A 22,159-nucleotide genomic window follows, 5' to 3' on the forward strand; every position below is an offset into this window, starting at 1 on the left:
TAGGGAGACACATTTGTTTTTGCTTAATTAACGAGGCGTACCAGTGACGGCAGTCTGCAACGTTGTGAGCCCAAGGTGCATCGCCCCGAATGGAAGCCATGTTGCCCTTGACTGCATGTCCGGCAGCGCGTCCAACCGGCTGCGCCAAAGTTTTGTTGCTTTCCTGGCTGGAGGGCATCTGGGAATGGGCGAACACAAAGCTCGATTCAGAGCCGATGCTACCCACAGCCTGCTGTGCCCTTGGGTACGCTCCAGTATACCCCAAGGTCGAATTACCGATGCGGCGGAGACTCTGGACAAGGCCCTTGTCCGAACAATCGGCATATGACAATAGTTCTTCGGCTATTGGCACGCAGCTAGAACAGACTGTTACCGTGAGGGCACATATTTATCCATTCTAATATTGATGCTGCAGGCTTGGGTGTGACTATCGACTTGTTTAGCGATGACGCAACTTGCACGTGAGCTTTCGTGTGCAAGGTTTCATCGGTCCGCATACAGTAATGGATTGATCATGGCATTCACGACCATCGAAACGGTCTCCGCCGTTGTCGGCCAAATCTATGAAGCTGCCTACGATCAGGAACGGGTTCGATGCGGTCGCCGGGCTGCGCTAACTTTCAAGAAGTCAAGAAGCTGCATCGTGCGGCTAGACCAACAGGCTTGCGGCGCGATGGCGGCTGTTCATGATCCTGAGATGTGTTCTTCCGAGGCAACCGCCGCGCCCATGCGCGACCCCATCAGCGCGGTCGCGGTCGCGCAGCCGGTAGCCAAGATCTATGATCGCTCACGCCTAAGGAGAGACGGAGCCGGGTTCCGGCGCCGTGAGTTCTGGCAAGAATGGTACAGGCCGCGCGACATGGTGAATGGAAGACATCATGGCTGACGTCACCATCGAAACGGTTTCCGCTGTCGTAGGCCAGATCTATGAGGCCGCCTACGATCAGGAACGCTGGTTCGACGCGATAACCGGCATGCGCGACCTGTTCGGCGGTTCGCGCTCCTGCATTGTGCGCGTCAGTCCGGAAACGCTCGACGCGGTCGCATCCGACCTGGATCCCGAATTCCAGTCGCAAAATGGCATCGAAGCCATGCTTCGCGATCCCCTGGCTGCGGCGTCAGCCGCCTTGTCGCTCGGCACGGTCAATCGTTGGCCGCCCGCACCCGATGAGACAGCGTTCCGCCGACGCGAACTCTGGCAAGACTGGATGAGGCCGCGCGACATGTATCAAGGGCTGGTCTGTAACCTCCTCGCCTCCAACGGTGCGCATTGGCTTCTCGATATCCATCGCGGCTCAAGGCACGAAGCGTTCGACAATACCGAGATCGACCTGTTGCAGAAGATCGTGCCGCATATGCTGCGCGCCGGGCAGATCAGCCGGAGTCTGGAGAACACGTCGGCCTTGGCATCGGCGTTCTCGCACCTGCCCTTCGGCGTGTTTCTGGTGAACGGCCACCGGCAAATCGCGCAGATGAACGAAGCCGCAGAGGCGATACTGGCGCGGCCCGACAGCTCCCTGAGGCTGCATGGCGGCATGATCGTCGCCTCAAATCCTAGGGATGCGCAGGAGCTTCAGCGGCTGGTCGCGGATGCCTGCTCGTTGCGGGATGGTGCCATTCCAGGAACCGGAGGAACGCTGATTGTTCCGTCGGATCACAAGCGCTCCGAGATGTCGCGGCTGGTGCTGTCGGTCGCGCCATTTGTCGATGCCCGCGCCTATGGCCTGGCGTCGGAGCGTTGCGCGGTGATCATGGTCTCAGAGGTCGCCCGCCGCATTGCCGATGGCTTCGAGAAGCATGTCCGCGGTCTGTTCGATCTAACTTCGGCCGAGGCCCGACTTGCCGCCGCATTGGCGTCGGGGCGGACGCTGAAAGAAGCCGCTGCAAGCTCGAAGATCACCGTCAAGACTTGTCGGACCTATCTCGAACGGATTTTTTCCAAGACCCGCACCCGTCAGCAGAGTGAACTGGTCGCACTGCTCAAGAGCACGGAACCGCTTAGCGGGCGCGGCCGGTAGCAACCGATTTTCACGGCGGGCACTCTCACGATGTGGGACATGGTTTCTTGCTGGTTGAAGGTTGGTCAAACCGGCCGACCGAGCGCTAACCACCCTGATTGTTAGCCACGTCGTTGCCGTGGTGGCGAAGACAGTTTTCCTGGTTGGCGCCGGTCCGGCCATTTTCCCAACAGCGCCGGTGCATCGTTCCCAATCGCCGAAGTGCCTTTTATTGGGATGAGCGACGGCTCTTCAGCCTTTTTCCTACTTCCTGTTTTCAGCGCTTCGATTTCTTCATCGCGCCTGGTGATGCGGCTTTCCAAGTTCGCGATGCGCTCGGTAAAAAAGTATCGACCGGCGACAAATCCTCCGCTTCCGAACAACAGAAGGTAGCGAACGCTACGGGGTTGCCGATGACCAATGCTGCATTCGTTTGGAAGAACGCGATCAGGTCGTGCATTTTGGACATCCTCTTGGCTCCTGTGGGATTTCCGGTCCCTCTTCGGCCATAGCCTCGCCGCCGCCCGGCCGTTTTGGCGCCTTGGCAGTAAGGCTCTCCTGCTCATACGCTCCCACGAATAAGGAACATCTTCCTGCCTCGTCAAGGCTCCTTTGTTCTTATTTTGTTCGCGGCCAGCATGGCGACAGGAGACCTGCGCTTTCAGCTTCGATATCGATGAGCTTCGTAGGCGCTGCCATGTCAGGCTTGAGCCGCACAGTCTCCGCCGAAAGGGCCCGGACAAATGGACAGCGATTGCTATGTAGGGGCTTGGCGCCTTCCGAGCGGAAGTTGAACACCGGCCGCCTTTTTGATCCGAATGGCAGGAACGCATACCATGCGATGCCCAGCGGGCGCATGATGGAGCCGGGTCGTCGACGCGGATCTCGTCTGCCGGCAGCGGACCCCGGTGCCGTCGCGAGCCTGCGGGGTTGTACGGCAACCAGAGCGAATATCAGGTACGACCGCTACGCCGACTTTCGGCCCCGGGATTTAGTTCCGCCCTTGATGCCTTCCTTGGCAAGGCTCTTGCGAAGCACCGAAGCCAAGTCGATGACGTTCTCTTTCGGCGCCGGCGCCGGCTTAGGCGGTGCTTTGCCTTTGCGCTTGGCGTCGATCATGGCGATCAACGCATCCTCATATGTGTCTTCAAACTGCGACGGGTCGAACTTGGTGACTTTCTTGTCGATCAACAGGCCGGCGATCTCAAGAAGGTCCGCGTCGTATTTGGGGCTTTCCAAGCCATTAAACACCTCCTTCTCCGAGGTCATCTCGTTGTGCGTGCGCAGTTCGGTCAGCAGCATTCCCTTCTCGAAGGGTTGGATCAACACCTCGCGGCCCCGCTGGTAAAGCACCACGCAAGAGCGCGCGGCCACGCGCTTGTTCGCCATCGCGTCACGAAGAACGCAAGAGGCTTCCAGCGAGGCGCCGTCCGCCGGGATCAGATAATAGGGCTTTTCCAGATACCGGGTGTCGACGTCCTCAATTGCGACAAATGAATCCACCTCGAGCGTGTGGGCCGATGTCAGCTTGAGTTTCTTGATCTCATCGGGCTCGACCCTGATGAAATGGTTCTTGTCGACCTCATAGCCCTTGACCTGATCCTCGCTCTCGACGACGTCGCCGGTCTCTTCGTCGAGATACGCGCTTTTGACGGGCAACCCGTCCTGACGGTTCAAAATCTTGAAATGGATTTTGGAGGCCTCGCTGGTTGCACCCACAATCTTCACGCCGCACGAAACCGACCCCACCTTCAGGAAACCTTTCCAAACCGCCCGAGGTGCCACCATAACCTTGCTCCGTGCCTGTTGTGAGTAAGAACACACGAAGTCGACACCCGTTCCGTCGCAGCACCAGGACCATGCTCCGCTCCTCTATCGTGCCGTCGCGCCGGTTTTGCGAGATTGGTGACTTTCACCAGGAAATGCTAGCTGGTAGCCAGCTTATCCATGGAACGGCGTTAAACCGCCTTGCCGGTAATTTGACTCAGTTCGAGCCAGAGCGTAAAGCCCGACCTCTCGCCCACGTCCAGGGCGCATCAACTGACCATAAGGTTTGCGAAAATGGACGACAAATACGCCAATGCGCGCGAGCATTTTTTCGCAGCAGTTCGCACCCTGGCCGCATCATCCGACCCCATCCAGACACGATTGATAAATGCAAACCTGAACGTTTTGCATGTCACGCTCGATGAATTCGACGGTGACCGGGAGCTCAAATTCAAATTTGCCAAGATTTTGGACCTTCTGGCTGCCGACCAGGACAACATGGAAACGGTCGCCATCGAGACGACCGCCCACATGACGGACTTTGAAGCTGTAAAGGTCGCGGACCTGATCTGTGATTTTTACTATGAGCTGACGTAGGCTCCGGTACAGCTTTCCAGGGCCGTCAACGGTCCGACAACCTTAGTTTGCTCAGCACGTCGCCTATGAAACAGAGCAGCCACCGGCTCCCACATTATTGGCTTTGCCCAGCATGGGATTACGCGGCCAAACACGTCTTACGCTCGCGCCCAACACCTCGACCGGTCAGCCGCGGTGGCCGAAATGGCTCCTGCTTTGTGCCGTGGGCGCCGCGCCGAACGCCGATGACGGCGTCCCGCAGTCCCCAGGCTCTGCCGCATCAGCCGCAAGTTGCTCGCGCAGCGCGACTATTCGTGCGAGCGGCGATGACGGTGCAGGCAAACGGGCTTGTCGCCTCCCGGCGCGCATTCCGAAAGTAACTTGGTCAGCATCCCGGGCTTCTCATCGCGGATCTCGGCGTCGTTTCGGCGCGCGACCGCGGCGCGCACAAGCTTGGCGCCGATATAGCGGAATGGTTCTGGCGGCATGCTCTTGCGCCGATCGAGCCCCACCAGCCCACTGCCGCTCCAGCGATCCTTCCGCTCCAGCACAAGGCTGGCCAGGATGCGGCCGCCGATCGGGGTCTGGGCAATGCCGGTCCCGTTATATCCCATGCCGAAGACGATGTTGGGATGACCCTTCAACCGATCGAAGACCGGAACATGCTCCGGCACACAGTCGATCGGGCCTGCCCAATCATAGTCGATCGGCACCCCTTGCAGTTCGGGGTAGACGCGGCCCAGTTCGCGGATGTTTTCCCGTCCGTGTTCTGGGCTGCGGTTGAAGCTCTGGCCGAAATTGCCGGCATAGGCGATGTTGCCGCTGCCGCGGCCGAAGACCACCCGTCCCTTCGCGGTGCGCTGGTAGTAGAGGACCTGGCGCTGCGAGTCGCAGATGGAGGCTCCGTCGCGCCAGCCGATCCGGTCGAGCAGGTGAGGGATTTCCGCGGTCGCGACCACCTGGCTTGCGACCACGTAAAGATGCCGTCGAAGTTCGGGCAGCGCCGACAACCACGCATTCGCCGCCAGCACGACCGTCTCGGCACGCACTTCGCCCTGCGCAGTCCGGACCAGGCAGGTCCTTTCGGGCACGATTTCGGTGACGGGACTGCGCTCATGGACGACCACGCCGCGAGCGATCGCCAGTTCGCGCAGCCCGGTGGCCAGCTTGGCTGGATGGACCGTCCCGGCATTCGGCTCGACAACGCCGGTATAGGATGCGGAAGACCCGGTCCGCTGCTTGATCTCCTCGCCGGTCAGCTGCCGGAAGCGACTGGCCCCGGCCGCCTCGGTCATCGCGACAGCGCGGTTCCAGGCTCCCTCCTGGGCGGAGGAACTGGCCGTCCAAAGCCAGCCGTCGAGACGAAGATCCATATCGATCGTCCCGTCGCGCTGAAGTTTCCCCAACTCTGCGATGGCATCGACGCTATCGGCGCAAAGCGCCCGCCCCTCCTCCTCGCCGACTACGGCGCTGATCTGATCGAGTTCGGCGAACCAGGAATGCACCTGTCCGCCATTGCGCCCGGATGCGCCGGAGCCGCAGTGATCCGCCTCAAGCACCATGACGCGGGTCTCGGGAGCCAGATCGCGGATCCGCAACGCCGTCCACAGCCCAGTATAGCCGCCACCGACGATCACCACGTCGGCCCGCTCGCCGCCGACCAAGGGTTGCGTCGCCGGGGCAGCGGCGATGTCCTGCAGCCAGAATGACCGATCGGCTGGCGCCGCGACTGCCGGCTGTCTCATCCGTAAAGTGGCCATGTCAGACCCTCGTCTCGCGATTGATCACGTCGGCATATTTCAGCGGCAGCCAGTCTGGGATCGGACGCGGCGCCTGCGGAAAGCCACCCAGATGCGTGCAGGTCCTGCTGGCCTCGAAAGAGGCTTTTCGCATGGCTCCGTCGGCGTCGAGACCCGCGAAACAGAACGCGGTGATGAAGGTGGCGATGAAGCTGTCGCCAGCCCCACAGGTGTCGACGACGGCGGTCGGCGAGGCCTCGGCGTGGCGAATGCCTTGGCTGTCGCAGAAGTAGGCGCCCCGGCTGCCGCAGGTAAGCACGACCTGGCGCGCACCAGCCGACCGCAGCGCGGCGATGACGGGCTCGGACGGCACGCTCGGTTCGTCTGGACCGGAGGCGAAGACGAGAGGCACGCCTTGCAGCGGCAAGGCCAGATGCGCGGTCGAGACGTCGACACTGAACGGCACATGCTCGCGAACCAGGCGGCGCACGAGATCCTTGTTGGCATTGGTGCCCAGATGCACCCAGTCGGCTTTCGATATGACCCGCCAGTTGTGCGGCGCGGGCATGTAGTTCTCGCCGACGCCGAAGGATTCGAACAGGAAAGTACGGTCGCCCGACTGGTCGCGCAGCAAGGTCACCGCCGTGTCGCCGGAGATCATCTCGACATCTTTGCGGGACAGCCCGGCGGTCTCGATCTCGCGGAGCGTTATCTCGCCTTCAGGATCATCGCCAACGGCGCCGAAATAGCGTGCGCTCCAGCCATTGCGGCGCCATTGAACGGCAACGTTGAGGGCGTTCCCGCCCACGGTCAGGAGGTCCTTGTTGAGATAGACGTCGAGGCAGTTGTCCCCGACGGCGACCAGATTGGGCGGTGCTCCTCCGGTCATGCTGCTGTCGGCGCCCGCGTCACGTGGGGCTCGATGGCCTTGAGATTGCGTGTCCACGCCGCGACCGGGTCCAGAGCATAGGAGCCATTTCCGAACGGCTCGAAGGTCAGTTTCCCCCGATAGCCCGACGCAGCGAGGTCGTCGAGATACTGGCCGATCGGAAGCTTGCCGTCGCCCCAGACAAGATGCCCCGCCGGCAGCCCGTCGACGATCTGGACATGTGCCAGGCGCGGCCCGAACAGCCTGACATAGTCGGCCACGGTATCGCCGGCAGTGGCCATGCCGACCGTGTCCAGGACCACATCCATGGTGTCGGCGCCGATCTGGTCGAGCATTTCGCGCAGGCCCGCCGCATTGGTGACGACGTTGGTTTCGACGCGTTGCAGCGGCTCGAGCAGGCAGCGCACGCCGAGCGAGGACGCATAGGCGGCGATCTCCGCAAGCGACTGGGCCGACCGTGCCCACGCCTCTTGCGGCGGGTCGTGTTCATATCCACGCCCGGACGTCAGGAACAAATATCGAGCGCCGAGTTCGGCGCATATGTCCGCCGCGCGGCAGAACCGCTTGACGCTGTCGCGGCGGTATGCGCCGTCGCCCGACGCGATGTTGATCGGATAGATCACCTGCTCGGGCGTGAAGCACCAGACCGTCAGGCCGTTCTGCGCAAGTATCTCGCGAACCGATCGAACATGCGCGTCGGTCGCATGGAACAGGTCGAGATGCGGCGCGATGCCCCAAAGCTCGATCTTCTTGAAGCCGAAGCCGCGAAGGATCTCTGCAACGCGATCGAACGCGTAATGCTGGAAGGCGAAGTTGGCCCCAATCAGCTGGTCGACCTTGAAAAGCGGCATTGATGTCCTTCCGGGTGATTTATTTGCCGATGCCTTCGGAGAGGCCGCGGATGAAGTACCGCTGTGCGGCGAAGAAAAGCAGGACGATCGGCAGGGCCGAGATCGTCATCGCCGCGAAGACGACGCCGTAATTGGTGCCGTTCTTGGACATCAGCGAGGTGAGGCCGACGGGCAGCGTCTGCACCGCCGATCCGTTAGTGAAGACCATCGCGAACAAATACTCGTTCCAGGCGAATAGAACGTGGAGGATGATGCAGGAGATGATGATCGGCTGGCACAGCGGCAGGGTGATACGCCAGAAGATCTGCCCCTCGCTGGCGCCGTCGATGCGGGCCGCCTCGTCGAGATCCTTCGGCAGCCCAAGCATGTAGGCGCGGATCAGGAAGGTGCTGAACGGAATCCGGAACGCCGTGTAGAGGATGATCAGCGCCCAGTAGGTGTTGTAGAGGCCGATCGCCTGCAGCATCCGCACCAGCGGAATCAGCGCCACGGTCGGACTGAGCATGAGGCCGCCAAGGACCAGGCCGACGACAAGCGGCTTGCCGGGCATTGGCGTTCGCGTCAGCCCGTAGGCGGTCCAGGCGCTGATCAGCACCGTGCAGATCGCTGAAGCGACGGTCACCAGCAGGCTCGAGACCAGATAGTCGCGGACGCCCCGGTTCCAGGCCTGCACATAATTGCCCCAGGTCCACCGCGACGGCAGCGCGAACGGGTCGCCGAAGATCTGCCCATTGTCCTTGAAGCCGTTGAGCGCCATCCAGACCAGCGGATAAAGCACGACGATGCCGAGACAGATCAGGAACGAGTACAGAAAGGCTTTCGCAAGAGCGCTCCCGAAGGTCGGGCGCGCGGTCCGCCCGCTGGCCGCCATCACCGTCACAGCTCGACCCTCCGGCGCCTGGTGTACCAAAGCTGGGCCGCTCCGGTGATCATGGTCACGGCGAAGATCACGGCGGCGATCGCGGCGCCGTAGCCGAAATTGTTTTGAATGAAGCCCTGCTGGTAAAGCCATGTGCCAAGCACCTGGCTGCGATTATTGGGCCCGCCGGCGGTCATGACCATGACCTCGTTGAACACCTGGAACGCGCCGGTGATGGTGACGATGATCATCAGGCCGGTCATCTCGCGGGTCAGCGGCAGCGTCACGCTCCACAGCCTGCGTAGCGGCCCGGCTCCGTCCATGACGGCGGCATCATAGAGATCGCGCGGAATTTTCTGAATGGCGATCGCAAACAGGAGCGTCGAGTAACCGAAGCCCTGCCATTGGCTCATCGCGATGATCGCGTAGATCGCCGTATGCTCGCTGCCGAGCCAGGGTTGGATGAGCTGTTCCAGACCAATGCGCCTGAGGCCGGCATTCAAGAGCCCGATATCCGGCTGGTAGATGAAATAGAACAGGAGACCGGTTACGGTGATCGAGATCGCGGAAGGGATGAAATAAATCGCACGCCAGAAGCGCCTTTGCCGCTCGCTGCCCAGCCCCTCGATCAGCGCCGCCAGGACGAAGGCACCACCAACTTGAAAGATGATCGAGATCAGGGCGTAGAGCGTGTTGTTCCACAGCGCCACCCAGACGACCGGGTCATGCAGCAGCCGCTCATAATTGGCGAGGCCGATATTCGTGGTCTCGCCGGTAAAGATATCCTCGTCGGTGGTGCTGACGATAAAGTTGTCGACGATCGGGTAATAGACGAACCAACCGACCAGGATCACGGCGCCGGCGACCCAGCGGAGCGAGCTCCAGTGGCGGAACGGCCGGCCGGCTTTCGCCGCCGGCTCGCCCGCGGCGTTGCTCAAGGGAGCGCCTTCCATTCTGGCCAGACCGGGATTCGCCATCGGCCTATTTCGACGACGCGGCGGCCTGCTTGACCTGCTCCATCACCTGCTCAGGCGTCATGGAGCCGCCGGTGAGCGCCTGGAGGCTGGAAAGCCACGCGGAGGCCACGCGCGGCGGGTTCACCGTGTCCAGCCATGGCATCAGGTAGGAAGCGGAGGCGATCTCCTTGAGGCCGGCCACCACCGAAGGGTTCATGTTGGCTTCCGAAGCCCCGCCGATGGTCGCGCTGGGCTGCCCATAGGGTGGGGCCGAGAGCACCTGGCCATTCTGCCTGGACGTAACGAATTTCATGAAGTCGATCGCCAGCGGGATGTTTTTGGAGGCAGAGCTGATCATGTAGCCTTCCGGCGCGCCTTCGATCGCTTTCACGTCGCCTTTTGCGCCATTCGGCGCAGGCAGCGTGAAGAAGCCCAGATCGGACACTTTCAAAGCGGAATCCGCCGACGCGCTCTGATCGAACTCGATGATCTCCTGGTAGTACATGGCCGATTTCGTGTTGCTGAAGGTCTGGATGGCCGACGAATATGAGGTGCCGTTCACCGAGGCGCCGCCATCCGTGCAACTGTCGATGATCTGCTTGTATTGGGTGAGCGCGGCGACATAGCCCGGGTCGCTATACTCCGCCGTGCCCGGGTCGAAATCCTTCTCGAGTACCGCCTGCGGGACGTCGTAGGCGAGCAGCTGCCCCACATAGTGGATTGCCGGCCAGGCTTCCTTGTTGCCGAAAGAGATCGGCGTCATGCCCGATTTCCGGATCGTCTCGCAGGAGGACAGGAGCTCCTCGAAGGTCTTGGGCGCGCTCAGGCCGAGCTTGGAGAAAGCCTGCTTGTTGTAGCCCATGAATTTTGCGTCGAGATAGAGCGGAATGCCGTAGTATTCGCCGTTGTACATGAAGGCCTGAACGGCCGCCGGTGTCAGTGTCTTGCCCCACTCGGTATCGGGGCCGATGACCGGGGTCAGGTCGACGGCGCGATGGCCGCGCACGAAGTTTCCGCCCCAGCTGCCGGTCCAGGAAAAGTAGATGTCCGGGAGCGAGTTCGACGCGACAAGCGTTTTGGTCTTGTCCTTGACGCTGTCGTCGCTTTCCTGGATGAGTTCGACTTTCACGCCGGGATGAAGCTTCTCATAATCCTGGGCGACGCCGACGAAGTAGGGCGCCAGCTGCTGCGCGCCGAACTTCGTCAGGACCGACAGCGTTCCCTGGTAATCGACCTTTGCGTTCGAATCGGCCTGGACCGCCTCGGCGCCGACACCTGGTCCCACTGTCAGGCCCAGTGCCGATGCCGCGGCCAGCGCGGCGATTGCCGCCTGTGTTGAATATTTCATGATCAGTTCCCTTCTTCGTTTTTGTGAGGTGAGGTGATCAGTATTCGACGCGCTTGTAGTAGCGGCGCGTCGTCAGCGGGTGATTGCGCAACACTTCCAAATGCGCGCTTACGCGTTCCAGCAACGTCGCAAGCACGATCGGCGAGATGAGCTTGCGAACAGCAGGCGAGATACCGGGCAGTTCAACCGACGCGGCATCGAGAACGTGCACCTTGTCGGTGTAACGCTTGATGAAATTTTCGACGCGATCACCCAGCGGACGGCTGGCATCTTCCCCCTTGAAGAGGAATACGCTCACACCCGGTTCGACCAGCTCCAGCGTGCCGTGGAAGAAGTCGGCGGCATGGACCGGTCTGGTCCTGATCCACTGCATCTCTTCCAGAATGCACATGCCGTAATAATAGGCTTGCGGCCAGACGGAGCCGGCGCCGGTGAAGATGTGATAGGTTTCGTTCTTGATCGTGTCGGCGAGTTTTGCCGCGCTGTCTTCGTAGGCCGCCTTTGCCCCAGCCAGCAGGTCAGGCAGTCTTTTGAGCTCGGCCACCGTGGCGTCGAAGTCCTCGTACTCGCCGCGCTCGGCCAGCAGTGCCAGCACAATCAGCAGCGACTGCAGATAGAAGGATTCCGAAGAGGTGTCGTCCTCCGCGAAGTTCGTGAAGGTGAAATCGGCTTCCCTGGCAAGTGGCGTGTCGGAATGGCCGGTGAGCGAGAGCGTGCGCACGCCTTTCTGCTTCAGGAAGGAAAGCAGCTGCACGCTTTCCCTGGTCGTGCCCGACAGCGAGGGAATGACCACGAGCGACTTCCGGTCCAGCCCGGCCGGCGGATCAAGCACGACCTGCGCCGGATATTCTCCCCGCACCGGAAAGTTCGTACGGCGCTCGGCCAGCTCGATCGCCGGAAGGGTCAGAAGCTGCACGCCGCCGGTCCCCATGAAATAGAGCCGCTCGACGCCCTCGCCGAGCAGCCGGTGCATGAGCGCCCTCGCCTCCTCGGCGAAGGAGACGGCTCCGCTCTGGATCTTGATGAAGCGGTCTTTGTCAAAGTTGAGCATGCAGGTCTTCCTCGTATTTTCGCTCCGGCAGGGCGTCCGTTCGTTGCAGGTGCGCCGCCGGTAGGTCGCCACGGCCATCATCGATCCGGCTGATTGTGAGATCGATCTCACATATTTAACGCACGCATTGCAGAGGTTGGCAAGTCCCCTCGTCGGACGACTTCGCGGAAGAGCCTACTGGATCGGGCGATCAGCGCCGGTGCAGCCGCGAGACCGAGCCGCGAACAATGAGACGCGTCGGGAAGCGCGTGTGGCGCGGGGCCAGCTTCTTGCCCGCCAGACGTTCGAGCAGCATTTTGGCGGCGAGCGGCCCTATTTCGGATGTGGGCTGCGCAATGACGGTAATCTGGGGATCGGTGAAGGTGGCGAGGTTGAAATCGTCGAACCCCACCAGCGAAACATCCTGCGGGATCGACAGTCCCATCGAGCGCAGGCCGAGCAACGCGCCTTGGGTCATCAGGCTGTCCACTGTGAACAAGGCGGTCGGGCGATCACCGCGGCTGAACAGCCGGATGGTGGCTTCGATGGCGTGTTCCACGGTTGATCGCGACACACTGACCAGCGAGGCGTCCAAGGCAATGCCGTGCGATTCAAGCGAATTCTGGTACCCGGCAAACCGCTCCTGCGCGGTGAAGATGCGCGATTCGTCCCGCAACAAGCCGATACGCTCGTGACCGTTGGCGACCAGATAGTCCACCGCCTCGCGCGCGCCGCCTTCGTTATCGACGATGACGCTGTCGCAGTGCACCTCCTTGACGACACGATCGATCAGCACGACCGGCGTGCCCTCACGTGCGAGCTGAACGATATGCTGGCTGTCCGTCGCGGAGGTCGGTGCGAGAATGAAGCCGCGAATGCTGAGCGAGCGCAGGCTCTCGAGCAGATCCTTTTCCTGTTCGACGTTCTCTTCGCTGCTGGCGATCAGAAGATTGTGGCGATGTCTGCGCAGTTCCGCCTCGATATCATGGGCGATGCGCGCGAAGAACGGGTTCTGGATGTCCCCGGGGATGAAGCCGACGATCGGCAGTTGTCCGCTGCGCAAGGCCTGCGCGACGAGATTGGCCCGATATCCCAGTTTCTCGGCCGCTTCCAGCACACGCAACGCCGTCCCGTCGCCAACATAGCCATAGCTGTTGAGCGCCCGCGCTGCCGTGGCGCGCGAAACGTTGGCCGCGGCGGCAACGTCCTTCAGGGTGATGCCTTTCTGCGCCACGATCGTTGTGCTCCCAAGACCTGGGCATTGGCGCAGGCCGCCCTTCGACAGGGCTTTGAGCAGCTCTTGTGCCGCATATTGGTGCCTTGCTGCAACAGGTGCCGAACTCCGGCCGGCTACCGACCTTCGGAGCTCGCGGGCACGGACGGTGGCAAGGCTGCGGAGCGCTTCCTCACGCAAACCGGGCTGGCCGGAAATCGGCCAGCAACGGGTGTTCATTTCCGGTGGCGATCTCGCCTGCAAGCAGTTCGCCGGCGATCAGCCCGAGCGTCGCGCCACTGTGGCTGAAGGCGACGTAATATCCCTCAACGTCGTTCAGCCGGCCGAGCACAGGCTCGCCATCCCCCGGGATCGGCTTGGGGCCGACGCCGTAGCTCTCCAACTCCAGCTTCGGATTGCCCTCAAGCACCTTCGAGGCCTCTTCGAGGAGCCCCTGGAGGGTCGAAGCCTTGACGCCATAAGTGCCGTCGGAATTGACGATTACCTCTTCTTCGGACCATGCGGAATCGAGTGCGAGAGCTCCGTCCGGCGTCGGGCGAACGGCAACGCGCGGCGTATTGAGGACCGCCCGAAGTGGCAGAGCCGCGGGCTTGGTTCTGACCAGCAAGGCGATCGGCGTTCCGTCGGGGATGTGCTGGCCGGTTTGCGCCACCGTACGCGGCACCTCGCTGCCCGTGGCCAAAAGCACCGCATCGGCGGCAAACGTGGCGCCAGTCTCCGTCGCGACCCCAGTGGCGCGCCCCGCCGAGAGTGTCACCGTTGCGCGCCCGGCGTCGGTGACGAGCTGACCGCCCCGTTCCACGAATTCCGCAACTAGCAGTTTGATCAACGTCGGCAGATCGACCCAGCCCTCACCCGGGTTGAAGATCGCGCCCTGGGGCGTGACGGCGTTTATCGCGACGCCAGGCGTGGCTGAAGGGATGTCGCTTGGGCGCAAATGCCGTGCGTCATATCCGAGGCTCTTTTCATAGGCAAAAGCTCCCATGATTTCATTCGAGCCGTCGTCCGCATCCCAGGTCAATCCACCGTCGAAACGCAGCCAGGCAGCATCTGGGTATTTTGCCGACAAGGTCCGGTACCGGTCGATGCCGATCATACGCAGCCGATGATACTCAGCGGAGCGCATGCGTGCGGAGTTGAGCCAGGCGAGCGAGCGGCCGGACGCTCCACTGGCCAACGGCCCGTTATTGACGAGGATGGTTTGGATGCCGAGCCGCGACAGATGAAGCGCGGAGGAGACGCCGAAAATACCGCCGCCGACAACGACGACTTTCGAGACCAGGTGTGTAGGCATGGAAGGTTCTTTCGCTGTGGAGAATGAATCGTGGGAGCGGACCGGGTCGTCCTGGCTTCTTCGAATTCAGAGCACTTCGGCCAGGAAGTGCTTTAGACGCGTGCTCTTGGGGGTGTCGAAAATCGCTGCCGGTGGGCCGGCCTCAATGACGCGGCCTTCGTCCATGAAAATGACTTGGTCCGCGACCTTGCGGGCAAAGCCCATTTCATGGGTCACGACGACCATCGTCATGCCGCGCTGACCGAGGTCCGCCATCAGGTTGAGGACGCCTTTGACCAGTTCGGGATCAAGCGCGCTGGTCACTTCATCAAACAAAATGACCTCCGGATTCATTGCAAGCGCGCGGGCGATTGCCACACGCTGCTGCTGACCGCCGGAAAGACTGCCGGGGCGATGATGTTTACGCGCGGCAAGGCCGACATCTGCAAGACGTGCCTCGGCGATGCGTTCGGCTTCCTGCGCCGGAATGCCCCTGACCTTGGTCAGTGATAGTGTGACGTTTTCAAGGGCGGTGTGATCCGGGAATAAATTGAACTGCTGAAACACCATGCCGACGCGCCGCCGTAGCTTCTCGGGTTTCATAGCCAAGATGCTCGCCCCATCGAGCAACACCTCGCCGCCCTTGGGTTCGACCAGACGATTAATGCAACGCAAAAGGGTCGACTTGCCTGACCCCGAGGGACCGATGATGCAGGTGACTGTACCCGGCCTGACCGTCAGGCTTACGCTCTTGAGAACGTCGAGCTCCCCATAGGCCATATCCAGGTTGCTGACGACGAGGCTGCCGCCCTTGAACAGGGGACGCACCGAACCTGCCTCTGAAGTTCGACCGCTGACGGCGCCTTGCAGTTCGCTCACCTCGGCCAGGCCACTTGTGGCCGCGCCAGCTTTTTGCTTTCCAGTCCGCAGCCGGTTGTCGATGTGATTGACCACATGGGTCAACGGCACGGTTATGACCAGATAGAAGACGCCCGCCAGCAGCAACGGTGACAGATTTCCGGTGACCACCGCCTGGTCCTGACCGACACGGAAAATCTCGCGCTCCGATGCGAGCAGGCCGAGGAAATAGACGAGGCTCGAATCTTTGACATTGCCTATGAACTGGTTGACCAGGGCCGGCAGGACGCGCCTGATGCCTTGAGGGACCACGATCAGGCGCATGGCTTGGCCGTAGCTCATGCTGAGCGCCCTGCAGGCTTCCATCTGGCCGCGCTCGACGCTCTGGATGCCGGACCGGAAGATCTCGCCGATATAAGCGCCAGCGATCAGGCTGAGCGCAAGAATGCCTAGCGGATACGGCGAAGGGCCGAAGATTTCGCGGCCGATGCGAGCAAAGCCCTGGCCGATCAGCAGGATCGTGACGATAGCCGGAAGACCCCGGAAGACATCCGTATAGATCCGGGCCGGAATGCGCAGCCAACGCGATTGCGAAATGCCCATGATCGCCAGGACCATGCCCATTGCGATGCCGAGCACCGTTGAAGCAGCCGCAAGGATCAGGGTGTTTTTCAACCCGATGGTAATCATGCTCGGCAGCACGTCAGCCATGGCCTGCCAGTCGAGAAAACTGCGACGCAGGTTCTCAAGCCAGTTCATGCGATCCCCTTCTCATTGCGCTGAGCATCCGAACTCATAGACGTGCGGCCCGCGAGGTTCCAGCCGTCGGTGGGAATCGGCGGCCGGAGCGGTCACTTCTTGGGGAGATACTGATCGGGCATCGGTGAACCAGGGAACCACTTTTCATAAAGTGTCTTCCACGTGCCGTCCTGCATGGCTGCGTGCAGGGCCGTGTTGAGCGCGTTGCGTAGCTTGTCGTTGCCTTTGCGAATGACGAAGCCTGCCGGCGCGTCGAACGAAGGTATATTGACCGCAATCTTTAGGTCCGGGTAGCGCTGGCCATAGTCCTTGGCCGCTTCGTAATCGAGAAAATGAGCGTCGACCGTGCCGTTGTTGAGCGCCGAGACGGCCGAGTTGTTGTCGGGAAATTTGACCAGATCGGTGCCGATGAAATTCTTCGCGGCATAAATTTCCTGCAGTGTGCCCTGCACGACGCCGAGACGCTTGCCCTTGAGCCCGTCAGCCGATGTGATCGTCTTGTCGGCGGTCAGCACCGACAGATAACCGGCGAGATAGCCATCCGAAAAATCGACCGTCTTCTTGCGCGCTTCCGTCGTGCCGATCGCGGCCACCGCGACGTCGAAGCGGCCATTGGCAACCGATGGCATCAAAGCCGAGAACTCCTGGCCGGTGAAGATCACCCGATCCGGCTTGAAGCCAAGGCGGCTCGCCACGTTCTGGAACAGTTCCACGTCAAAACCCGTGAAAGTGCCATCGGCCTGGGTAAAGGCGTAAGGCTTCGCATCGCCCATCGTGCCGACGCTGACGACCTTGGCGTCGATCAGACCATAGGGATTGTCTTCCGCCGCGGTGGCCTGCGAAACAGAAGCTGCTGCGACACACGCGATTGCGAGAGCCACTGCGCCCCGCCGAGCCGGCCACATCAGCCATTTGATCATTTCGAACTTGTTCACGTCTCTCTCTCCACTCTGAAGGTCTGTTTTTCTTGGCATTCACTTGAGACCGCTTTCAGCCGCCTCGTATTCCGGCGCCGGGCAGAATCCTCGCGTTCAGCCCTATCGCAAAAGAGACCGGTTTCTGCGATAAGAGACCGGTCTCTTTACTAAAACTACCGCCCGATTGACCTGCCGTCAACATTTCTTGTAGTCGTTCTAGAGATGACGAAAGTCCCATCCAGTGCCCGCCCCAAAACGGTCGCCGACGTTGCCCGAGCAGCGAACGTCTCCAAGGCGACGGCCGCCCGCGTGTTGGGCGGCTATGGCGTCGTCAGCGACGCCATCCGGGCGAGCGTCACAGCAGCCGCCAAGGCTCTCGATTATCGGCCTAACGAGCTCGCCCGCAGCATGACGACCGGCAGGTCGGGGATCATAGGGGTGGTCGTCGGCGATATCGAAAATCCGTTCTTCAGTCTCGCCGTACGCGGCATCAGCGATGCGGCCAAAGCTTCCGGCTTCAATGTCATTCTGGCGAACTCCGGCGAGAAGATCGAAGCGGAAAAGGCGGCTGTAAGGCTGCTGATCGGCAAGCGGGTCGACGGGCTGATCGTAACGCCCTCTGAGTCACGCGACATAACCCATCTGCGCGATATCCATCGCTCCGGTCGGCCGCTTGCCCTGCTTGACCGAGCCCTGCCCGACCTCGATGTTGACACTGTCACGGTTGACGATCGCGAGGCCGCCATACGGGCAACCCAGGTGCTAATAGGCGCCGGCCATCGAAACATCGCCTATGTCACGGCAGTGGAAGCCAATGGTCACGAATATGTCGATCTCCGGCAAATCTACACATCCTCGGTCCGTGAGCGCATCGACGGCTTCCTTAGTGCGTGCAGAGACGCCGGAGTAGACCGACCTGAGCGCCATGTCCGGCTCGGCGCGACAAGCTCCGAGGCGACACGCAGGCTCGCGGACGAAATGCTTTCCCATCCCGGGCGACCGACCGCGATCCTTGCCTCTGACAGTGTGATTGCGCTGGAAATCCTGCGGACTATTCGTCAACGCGGCATGAGGATTCCCGACGACGTTTCGCTGATCACCTTTCACGATGCGGACTGGACCGGTGTCACAACTCCGCCGATCACCGTCATCGATCAGCCGGTCTATGCACTTGGCCATAGCGTAGCGGAATTGCTCATTCGCCGCCTGAAAGGCCAGATCCAACCGCCGGAAAGGCTGGTCCTGCCGACCGCGATCATCACGAGAGGCTCGGTAGGTCCCCCACATCCGTGAGTCCACGACAGTTGCCTCTAGCGGTTACGTTTCATGCGGTGGTCGCCGTGTCCTTGGTTCGAATTCGAGGCGAAGATGTGTTGCGCTATCACTCTTACCGCACGTTCTCTTGCCATGTTGCGGAGCGGCCCCGCCCGGGGGTCGTGGTTCCAAGAGATGACGAGAAAAGCCGCACCTTACCCAGGTCACCTGGCGGACATCCAACCAGAAGCGACTTGGGAAAGTGTGGTCGCAGCGCACAGCGAGCGGTCATGTCCGCCCACCTTAGTCCCGAGAGGCTGTTGTCGACACGAGGACTGCGAGCGGGGGCAGTACAACGCGCCATTGCCTTGACGCCACAACGGGCACCGCTCTTGGCTAGCCATTCGTGCATACAGCATTGAAAGAACTCGTCTGATGACGCCGGCGTGGCGTCCTGCCGTCTGGACGCCCTTGAAGCGAGACTGCCTGCTTCCGCCACTGCGGAACCAAGGCGAGCGTTCATCATTCCTTGCTGGAAGGGATGACATTCAGCACACAGGAAATATTGTCATGAAAGCTTTGATCCTGGGAACCCTGGCGCTTTGCCTTGCGGCCCCGACCATCTCTTCGGCCGCCGAGGCTGACGTGGTGATCTCCACCCATAACCGGCATCACCATAGCGCCGTCGTGTACAATGATGAGGGAGGTCGTTTTCATCACCGACATCACGGCCAAATGGCGTCCTATGACAATGGAGATCGTGCGTGGCGACGCCGCCACCACCGCCCTGACACCGTTATCGTGAGGAGCTCCGACCACCGGCGCCACCATGGCGCCACCGTCGTGTACAATGATGAGGGAGGTCGCCTTCATCACCGACATCACGGCCAAATGGCGTTCTATGACAACGGCGATCATGCCTGGCGTCACCGCCACGGCCACCGCGACACCGTCACGGTGACGAGTTCCGTCCACCGTCATCACCAAAACCGTCCCGTGATCATTCAGCAGGACAGCGGCGACAACGACTAACCGCCTGCGGACCCCGGCTCCGTGCCGTCAAGGAAGGAGCCGGGTCAATCATGCTGATGCAGGCCAACCATACCACTGGAACGGCGTTCAAGGGGGTGCCAGAGGTGGCAGTTCTAGTCCTTATCAACGATGGAGCTGGTGGGGTCGCCGCCCTCGATGACATTGCCGCGACGGTGCATAGCGGTTTGCTGAAACGCGGATTCGAAGCAGAGGTTAAACTGGTGGCGGGCGACCAGATCAGCGAAGCCGCCTCGCGATTTGTCCGCCAAAAGGCAGGGTCGGGTGAAAACATTCTGGTCGTAGGCGGCGGGGATGGCACCCTCAGCTCTGCCGCGGGCGTTCTCGCCGGGACTGAGGTGGCCATGGGTGTTCTTCCGCTTGGCACCCTCAATCACTTTGCAAAGGACCTCGGCGTACCACTGGAACTTGACGCGGCGATGGATGTAATCGCGGCGAGACGTCCGGCGCTTGTCGACGTCGCGGAGGTGAACGGCCGTATTTTTTTGAACAACTCGTCCATCGGGCTCTATCCATTCTTTGTCGCGGAGCGTTCCGCAGAACAGCGGCGACGAGGAGTGGGGAAACTAGCGGCAATCGGTCCCGCTCTTGTGCGGACATTCAAGGCGGTATCTTGGCAGTCTGTGCGTATCAGCGCCGACACGGGTGGGGACCAGGTGCTGACACCGTGCGTGTTCGTCGGCAACAATTTCTACGACGCCGGCGATTTCGGCCGCCGCAAAAACCTGTCGGCACGAGAACTGTGCGTTTATGTCATCAGGCAGCGAACGTGGTTCGGGCTGGCATTGCTCCCGTTCAAGATCGCGCTTGGGATAGTCGATACCCGCTCCGACTTGGAAATGCTTCGGGCATCGAAGATCAAGATCACCTCTACCAAAAGAGAGACCCTTGTTTCGGTGGACGGAGAGGCCACGACGATGAAGGTGCCGCTGCACTTTCAAATTCGACCGGCGGCACTAAAGGTCCTTGCCGTCCGGCAGCCGGATACGAAGTAACAGAAGGCGGAGGTTTTCTTGCAAACGCTTGTGCACCTGTCGGACCTCCATTTCGGCACGGCGGACACGTGCATAGTAGATGCCATTGGCGCCGAGGTCCGGGCATGCAAACCAGATTTGGTGGTTATATCGGGTGATCTGACCCAACGAGCTCGCCGGGCAGAATTCCGGCAAGCACGAGAATTCCTCGATGCGCTTCCGACCCCACAAATCGTTGTGCCCGGCAATCACGACGTGCCGCTCTTCAACGTCTTGGCGCGAACGCTCACGCCTCTTGCTCGCTACAAGCACTATATCCAGGCAGACACGGACCCGTTTTTCGCCAATGACGAACTCGCAGTCGTCGGCATCAACACTGCGCGGTCCTTTACAATCAAGGACGGCAGGATCAATGCCGGCCAGCTTGCGGCCATGACTGCCCGATTTGCGGGCCTGGCTGACGAAATCACCAGGATAGTCGTCACCCATCACCCGTTCGAAGGGCGCACATTCGGCCACGAAGGCGGAGTCGTCGGACGAGCCCAAATGGCGATGGAGGCGTTCTCGCAAAGCCGCATCGACGTTATCTTGTCGGGCCATCATCACCTCCAGCAAGCCAATCTCAGCACCGTGCGTTATGCGAAAGGGCCCTATGCAGCATTGCTCATACAGGCAGGCACGGCGGTCTCGACGCGCCGTCGCGATGCGGCGAACTCGTTCAACGTAATTCGCGTTGAACGTCCCCGGATTCACCTTGAATGTCGTGCTTGGCAGGAGCAGGCAAAACAGTTCTACACTTCGGCGATTTATTCGTTCCGTTCGGGCCCAAAGGGATGGGCGCTGGACGAAGCGTCACCAGGGCCGCGCCTGAAACCTGACAGACGATAAGACCCGTCACGATGGTTGATGGCGAGCGCCTCCCATCGGCAAACTTGGCCAGTGAAGAATTTCACGCTTTGGACTGCCTCGACATCGCACTAACCCAATGCTCCCGATTGCAGGCACGGATCGGTTTATCGTTGCGGCGTGAGAACGCGATCTCACGGCGCCTCAGCAGCAGCGTTCGGGGACGGAATGATATTGACGAGACTTGGGCGCCCCCTAGCTACAATGGATGGAGATCAACCCGCTTTCTTCGTCGAACGGCTTCCTGCGGGGCTTTCGCAGTGATGCTATGTGGTTGATCGCATCATTGCTTGTGGCCGGCGGCCTTGTCCTCGGGTTCAGCCTCCTGGCAGAAGAAGTTATCGAGGGCGACACGACCGGGTTCGACCGGACCATACTCATGGCGTTTCGAAGCGCCGACGATCCAACAAACCTCATTGGCCCGCCGTGGCTGGAGGAAATGGGCCGCGACGTCACGGCCCTCGGCAGCGTTGCCTTCCTGGGGTTTGTATCCCTGGCGGCCATAGGTTACCTGCTGATCACTCGTAAGCGCAGATACGCTTGGCTGGTCAGCGCCGCCGTGGCTGGTGGAGAGGTCCTGAGCACCGTTCTGAAGGTCGCCTTCGACCGCCAGAGGCCCGACATTTTGCACACCACGAGGGTCTTCACCGCCGGCTTTCCGAGCGGCCACGCGATGTTGTCGGCCGTCACTTTTCTCACGCTGGGAGCTTTGCTTGCCAAGGCAAGTCCTGATCGACGGGTGAAGGGATATTTCGTTGGCCTCGCGGTGTTCCTGACCATCGTGGTCGGCATCAGTCGGATCTATCTCGGCGTTCACTACCCCACTGATGTGCTTGCAGGATGGTGCGTCGGATCAGCTTGGGCGATCCTTTGCTGGTCGGCGGTCCATTGTATCGAACAGCGGCGCGGGTCCTGATCCGCC

The 22,159-nt window shown here is 61.1% G+C and carries 21 protein-coding genes; 7 read left to right on the top strand and 14 right to left on the bottom strand.

Annotated elements, in window-relative coordinates:
• Nucleotides 1-514: 514 nt before the first annotated feature.
• Together LB564_RS25180 and LB564_RS25185 are read left to right on the top strand one after the other, a co-directional pair.
• Entirely contained in the window at nucleotides 515-886 is a 372-nt protein-coding gene (locus tag LB564_RS25180; RefSeq protein ID WP_224541777.1) for a hypothetical protein, read from the top strand.
• Nucleotides 879-2,018, top strand: coding sequence for a helix-turn-helix transcriptional regulator (locus LB564_RS25185; RefSeq protein ID WP_224541779.1), 1,140 nt, complete (start codon nucleotides 879-881; stop codon nucleotides 2,016-2,018). Before LB564_RS25180 ends, LB564_RS25185 begins: the two co-directional genes overlap by 8 nt.
• 256 nt (nucleotides 2,019-2,274) lie before the next feature.
• On the opposite strand, the gene LB564_RS25190 is transcribed toward LB564_RS25185, so the two are convergent.
• Together LB564_RS25190 and LB564_RS25195 are read right to left on the bottom strand one after the other, a co-directional pair.
• Entirely contained in the window at nucleotides 2,275-2,457 is a 183-nt protein-coding gene (locus tag LB564_RS25190) for a hypothetical protein (RefSeq protein ID WP_224541781.1), read from the bottom strand.
• A 506-nt stretch (nucleotides 2,458-2,963) separates the two neighbouring features.
• A complete protein-coding gene (locus LB564_RS25195) occupies nucleotides 2,964-3,785 on the bottom strand; it encodes a Ku protein (RefSeq protein WP_224541784.1) in 822 nt (273 codons plus the stop codon).
• Nucleotides 3,786-4,058: 273 nt separating this feature from the next.
• Here LB564_RS25195 and LB564_RS25200 point away from each other — a divergent pair, with 273 nt between their 5' ends.
• Complete coding sequence (locus tag LB564_RS25200) at nucleotides 4,059-4,361, top strand: hypothetical protein (RefSeq protein ID WP_140709608.1); 303 nt, start codon at nucleotides 4,059-4,061, stop codon at nucleotides 4,359-4,361.
• Nucleotides 4,362-4,648: 287 nt separating this feature from the next.
• On the opposite strand, the gene LB564_RS25205 is transcribed toward LB564_RS25200, so the two are convergent.
• The 11 genes from LB564_RS25205 to LB564_RS25260 all read right to left on the bottom strand — a co-directional run bounded on the left by LB564_RS25205 (nucleotide 4,649) and on the right by LB564_RS25260 (nucleotide 17,056).
• Complete coding sequence (locus LB564_RS25205) at nucleotides 4,649-6,004, bottom strand: NAD(P)/FAD-dependent oxidoreductase (RefSeq protein ID WP_224541787.1); 1,356 nt, start codon at nucleotides 6,002-6,004, stop codon at nucleotides 4,649-4,651.
• Nucleotides 6,005-6,101: 97 nt separating this feature from the next.
• Nucleotides 6,102-6,968 (bottom strand): PfkB family carbohydrate kinase, encoded by an 867-nt coding sequence (locus LB564_RS25210; protein ID WP_140709612.1) that lies wholly within the window; start codon nucleotides 6,966-6,968, stop codon nucleotides 6,102-6,104.
• Complete coding sequence (locus LB564_RS25215) at nucleotides 6,965-7,819, bottom strand: sugar phosphate isomerase/epimerase family protein (RefSeq protein WP_140709614.1); 855 nt, start codon at nucleotides 7,817-7,819, stop codon at nucleotides 6,965-6,967. The genes LB564_RS25210 and LB564_RS25215 overlap by 4 nt, the downstream gene beginning before the upstream one ends.
• Nucleotides 7,820-7,838: 19 nt before the next feature.
• Nucleotides 7,839-8,690, bottom strand: a complete 852-nt coding sequence (locus tag LB564_RS25220; RefSeq protein ID WP_140709711.1) for a carbohydrate ABC transporter permease — start codon at nucleotides 8,688-8,690, stop codon at nucleotides 7,839-7,841.
• A 5-nt stretch (nucleotides 8,691-8,695) separates the two neighbouring features.
• On the bottom strand, nucleotides 8,696-9,616 hold the full coding sequence (locus LB564_RS25225; protein ID WP_224541788.1) for a carbohydrate ABC transporter permease: 921 nt from the start codon (nucleotides 9,614-9,616) through the stop codon (nucleotides 8,696-8,698).
• Between the two features lie 43 nt (nucleotides 9,617-9,659).
• Nucleotides 9,660-10,982 carry an ABC transporter substrate-binding protein gene (locus tag LB564_RS25230; RefSeq protein WP_224541790.1) on the bottom strand — a complete coding sequence of 441 codons (1,323 nt, stop codon included), beginning with the start codon at nucleotides 10,980-10,982 and terminating at the stop codon, nucleotides 9,660-9,662.
• 37 nt (nucleotides 10,983-11,019) lie between these two features.
• Nucleotides 11,020-12,033 carry an SIS domain-containing protein gene (locus LB564_RS25235; protein WP_140709618.1) on the bottom strand — a complete coding sequence of 338 codons (1,014 nt, stop codon included), beginning with the start codon at nucleotides 12,031-12,033 and terminating at the stop codon, nucleotides 11,020-11,022.
• Between the two features lie 190 nt (nucleotides 12,034-12,223).
• A complete protein-coding gene (locus LB564_RS25240) occupies nucleotides 12,224-13,246 on the bottom strand; it encodes a LacI family DNA-binding transcriptional regulator (protein WP_140709620.1) in 1,023 nt (340 codons plus the stop codon).
• Between the two features lie 172 nt (nucleotides 13,247-13,418).
• The gene (locus LB564_RS25245; RefSeq protein ID WP_140709622.1) at nucleotides 13,419-14,540 is read right to left on the bottom strand and encodes an NAD(P)/FAD-dependent oxidoreductase; all 1,122 of its coding nucleotides are present in this window, start codon (nucleotides 14,538-14,540) and stop codon (nucleotides 13,419-13,421) included.
• Between the two features lie 66 nt (nucleotides 14,541-14,606).
• Nucleotides 14,607-16,136 (bottom strand): amino acid ABC transporter permease/ATP-binding protein, encoded by a 1,530-nt coding sequence (locus LB564_RS31675; protein ID WP_318012851.1) that lies wholly within the window; start codon nucleotides 16,134-16,136, stop codon nucleotides 14,607-14,609.
• Nucleotides 16,137-16,228: 92 nt separating this feature from the next.
• Nucleotides 16,229-17,056 (bottom strand): ABC transporter substrate-binding protein, encoded by an 828-nt coding sequence (locus LB564_RS25260; RefSeq protein ID WP_411910168.1) that lies wholly within the window; start codon nucleotides 17,054-17,056, stop codon nucleotides 16,229-16,231.
• A 219-nt stretch (nucleotides 17,057-17,275) separates the two neighbouring features.
• On the opposite strand from LB564_RS25260, the gene LB564_RS25265 reads away from it, so the two are divergent.
• Complete coding sequence (locus LB564_RS25265) at nucleotides 17,276-18,346, top strand: LacI family DNA-binding transcriptional regulator (RefSeq protein WP_140709626.1); 1,071 nt, start codon at nucleotides 17,276-17,278, stop codon at nucleotides 18,344-18,346.
• A gap of 483 nt (nucleotides 18,347-18,829) precedes the next feature.
• Here the strand turns inward: LB564_RS25265 and LB564_RS25270 are convergent, their stop codons facing one another.
• Nucleotides 18,830-19,291: a hypothetical protein gene (locus tag LB564_RS25270; RefSeq protein ID WP_181173839.1), complete on the bottom strand. Its 462-nt coding sequence runs from the start codon at nucleotides 19,289-19,291 to the stop codon at nucleotides 18,830-18,832.
• A gap of 98 nt (nucleotides 19,292-19,389) precedes the next feature.
• Between LB564_RS25270 and LB564_RS25275 the strand changes: the two genes are divergently transcribed.
• The 3 genes from LB564_RS25275 (at nucleotide 19,390) to LB564_RS25285 (ending at nucleotide 22,153) form a co-directional block, all read left to right on the top strand.
• Nucleotides 19,390-20,352 (top strand): diacylglycerol/lipid kinase family protein, encoded by a 963-nt coding sequence (locus LB564_RS25275; protein WP_224541793.1) that lies wholly within the window; start codon nucleotides 19,390-19,392, stop codon nucleotides 20,350-20,352.
• Nucleotides 20,353-20,370: 18 nt separating this feature from the next.
• Nucleotides 20,371-21,219 carry a metallophosphoesterase family protein gene (locus LB564_RS25280; RefSeq protein WP_140709628.1) on the top strand — a complete coding sequence of 283 codons (849 nt, stop codon included), beginning with the start codon at nucleotides 20,371-20,373 and terminating at the stop codon, nucleotides 21,217-21,219.
• 226 nt (nucleotides 21,220-21,445) lie between these two features.
• Nucleotides 21,446-22,153, top strand: a complete 708-nt coding sequence (locus tag LB564_RS25285) for a phosphatase PAP2 family protein (protein WP_224541795.1) — start codon at nucleotides 21,446-21,448, stop codon at nucleotides 22,151-22,153.
• Nucleotides 22,154-22,159 lie beyond the last annotated feature (6 nt).

This window comes from Mesorhizobium sp. ES1-6 (assembly GCF_020164775.1).
Lineage (GTDB): Bacteria > Pseudomonadota > Alphaproteobacteria > Rhizobiales > Rhizobiaceae > Mesorhizobium.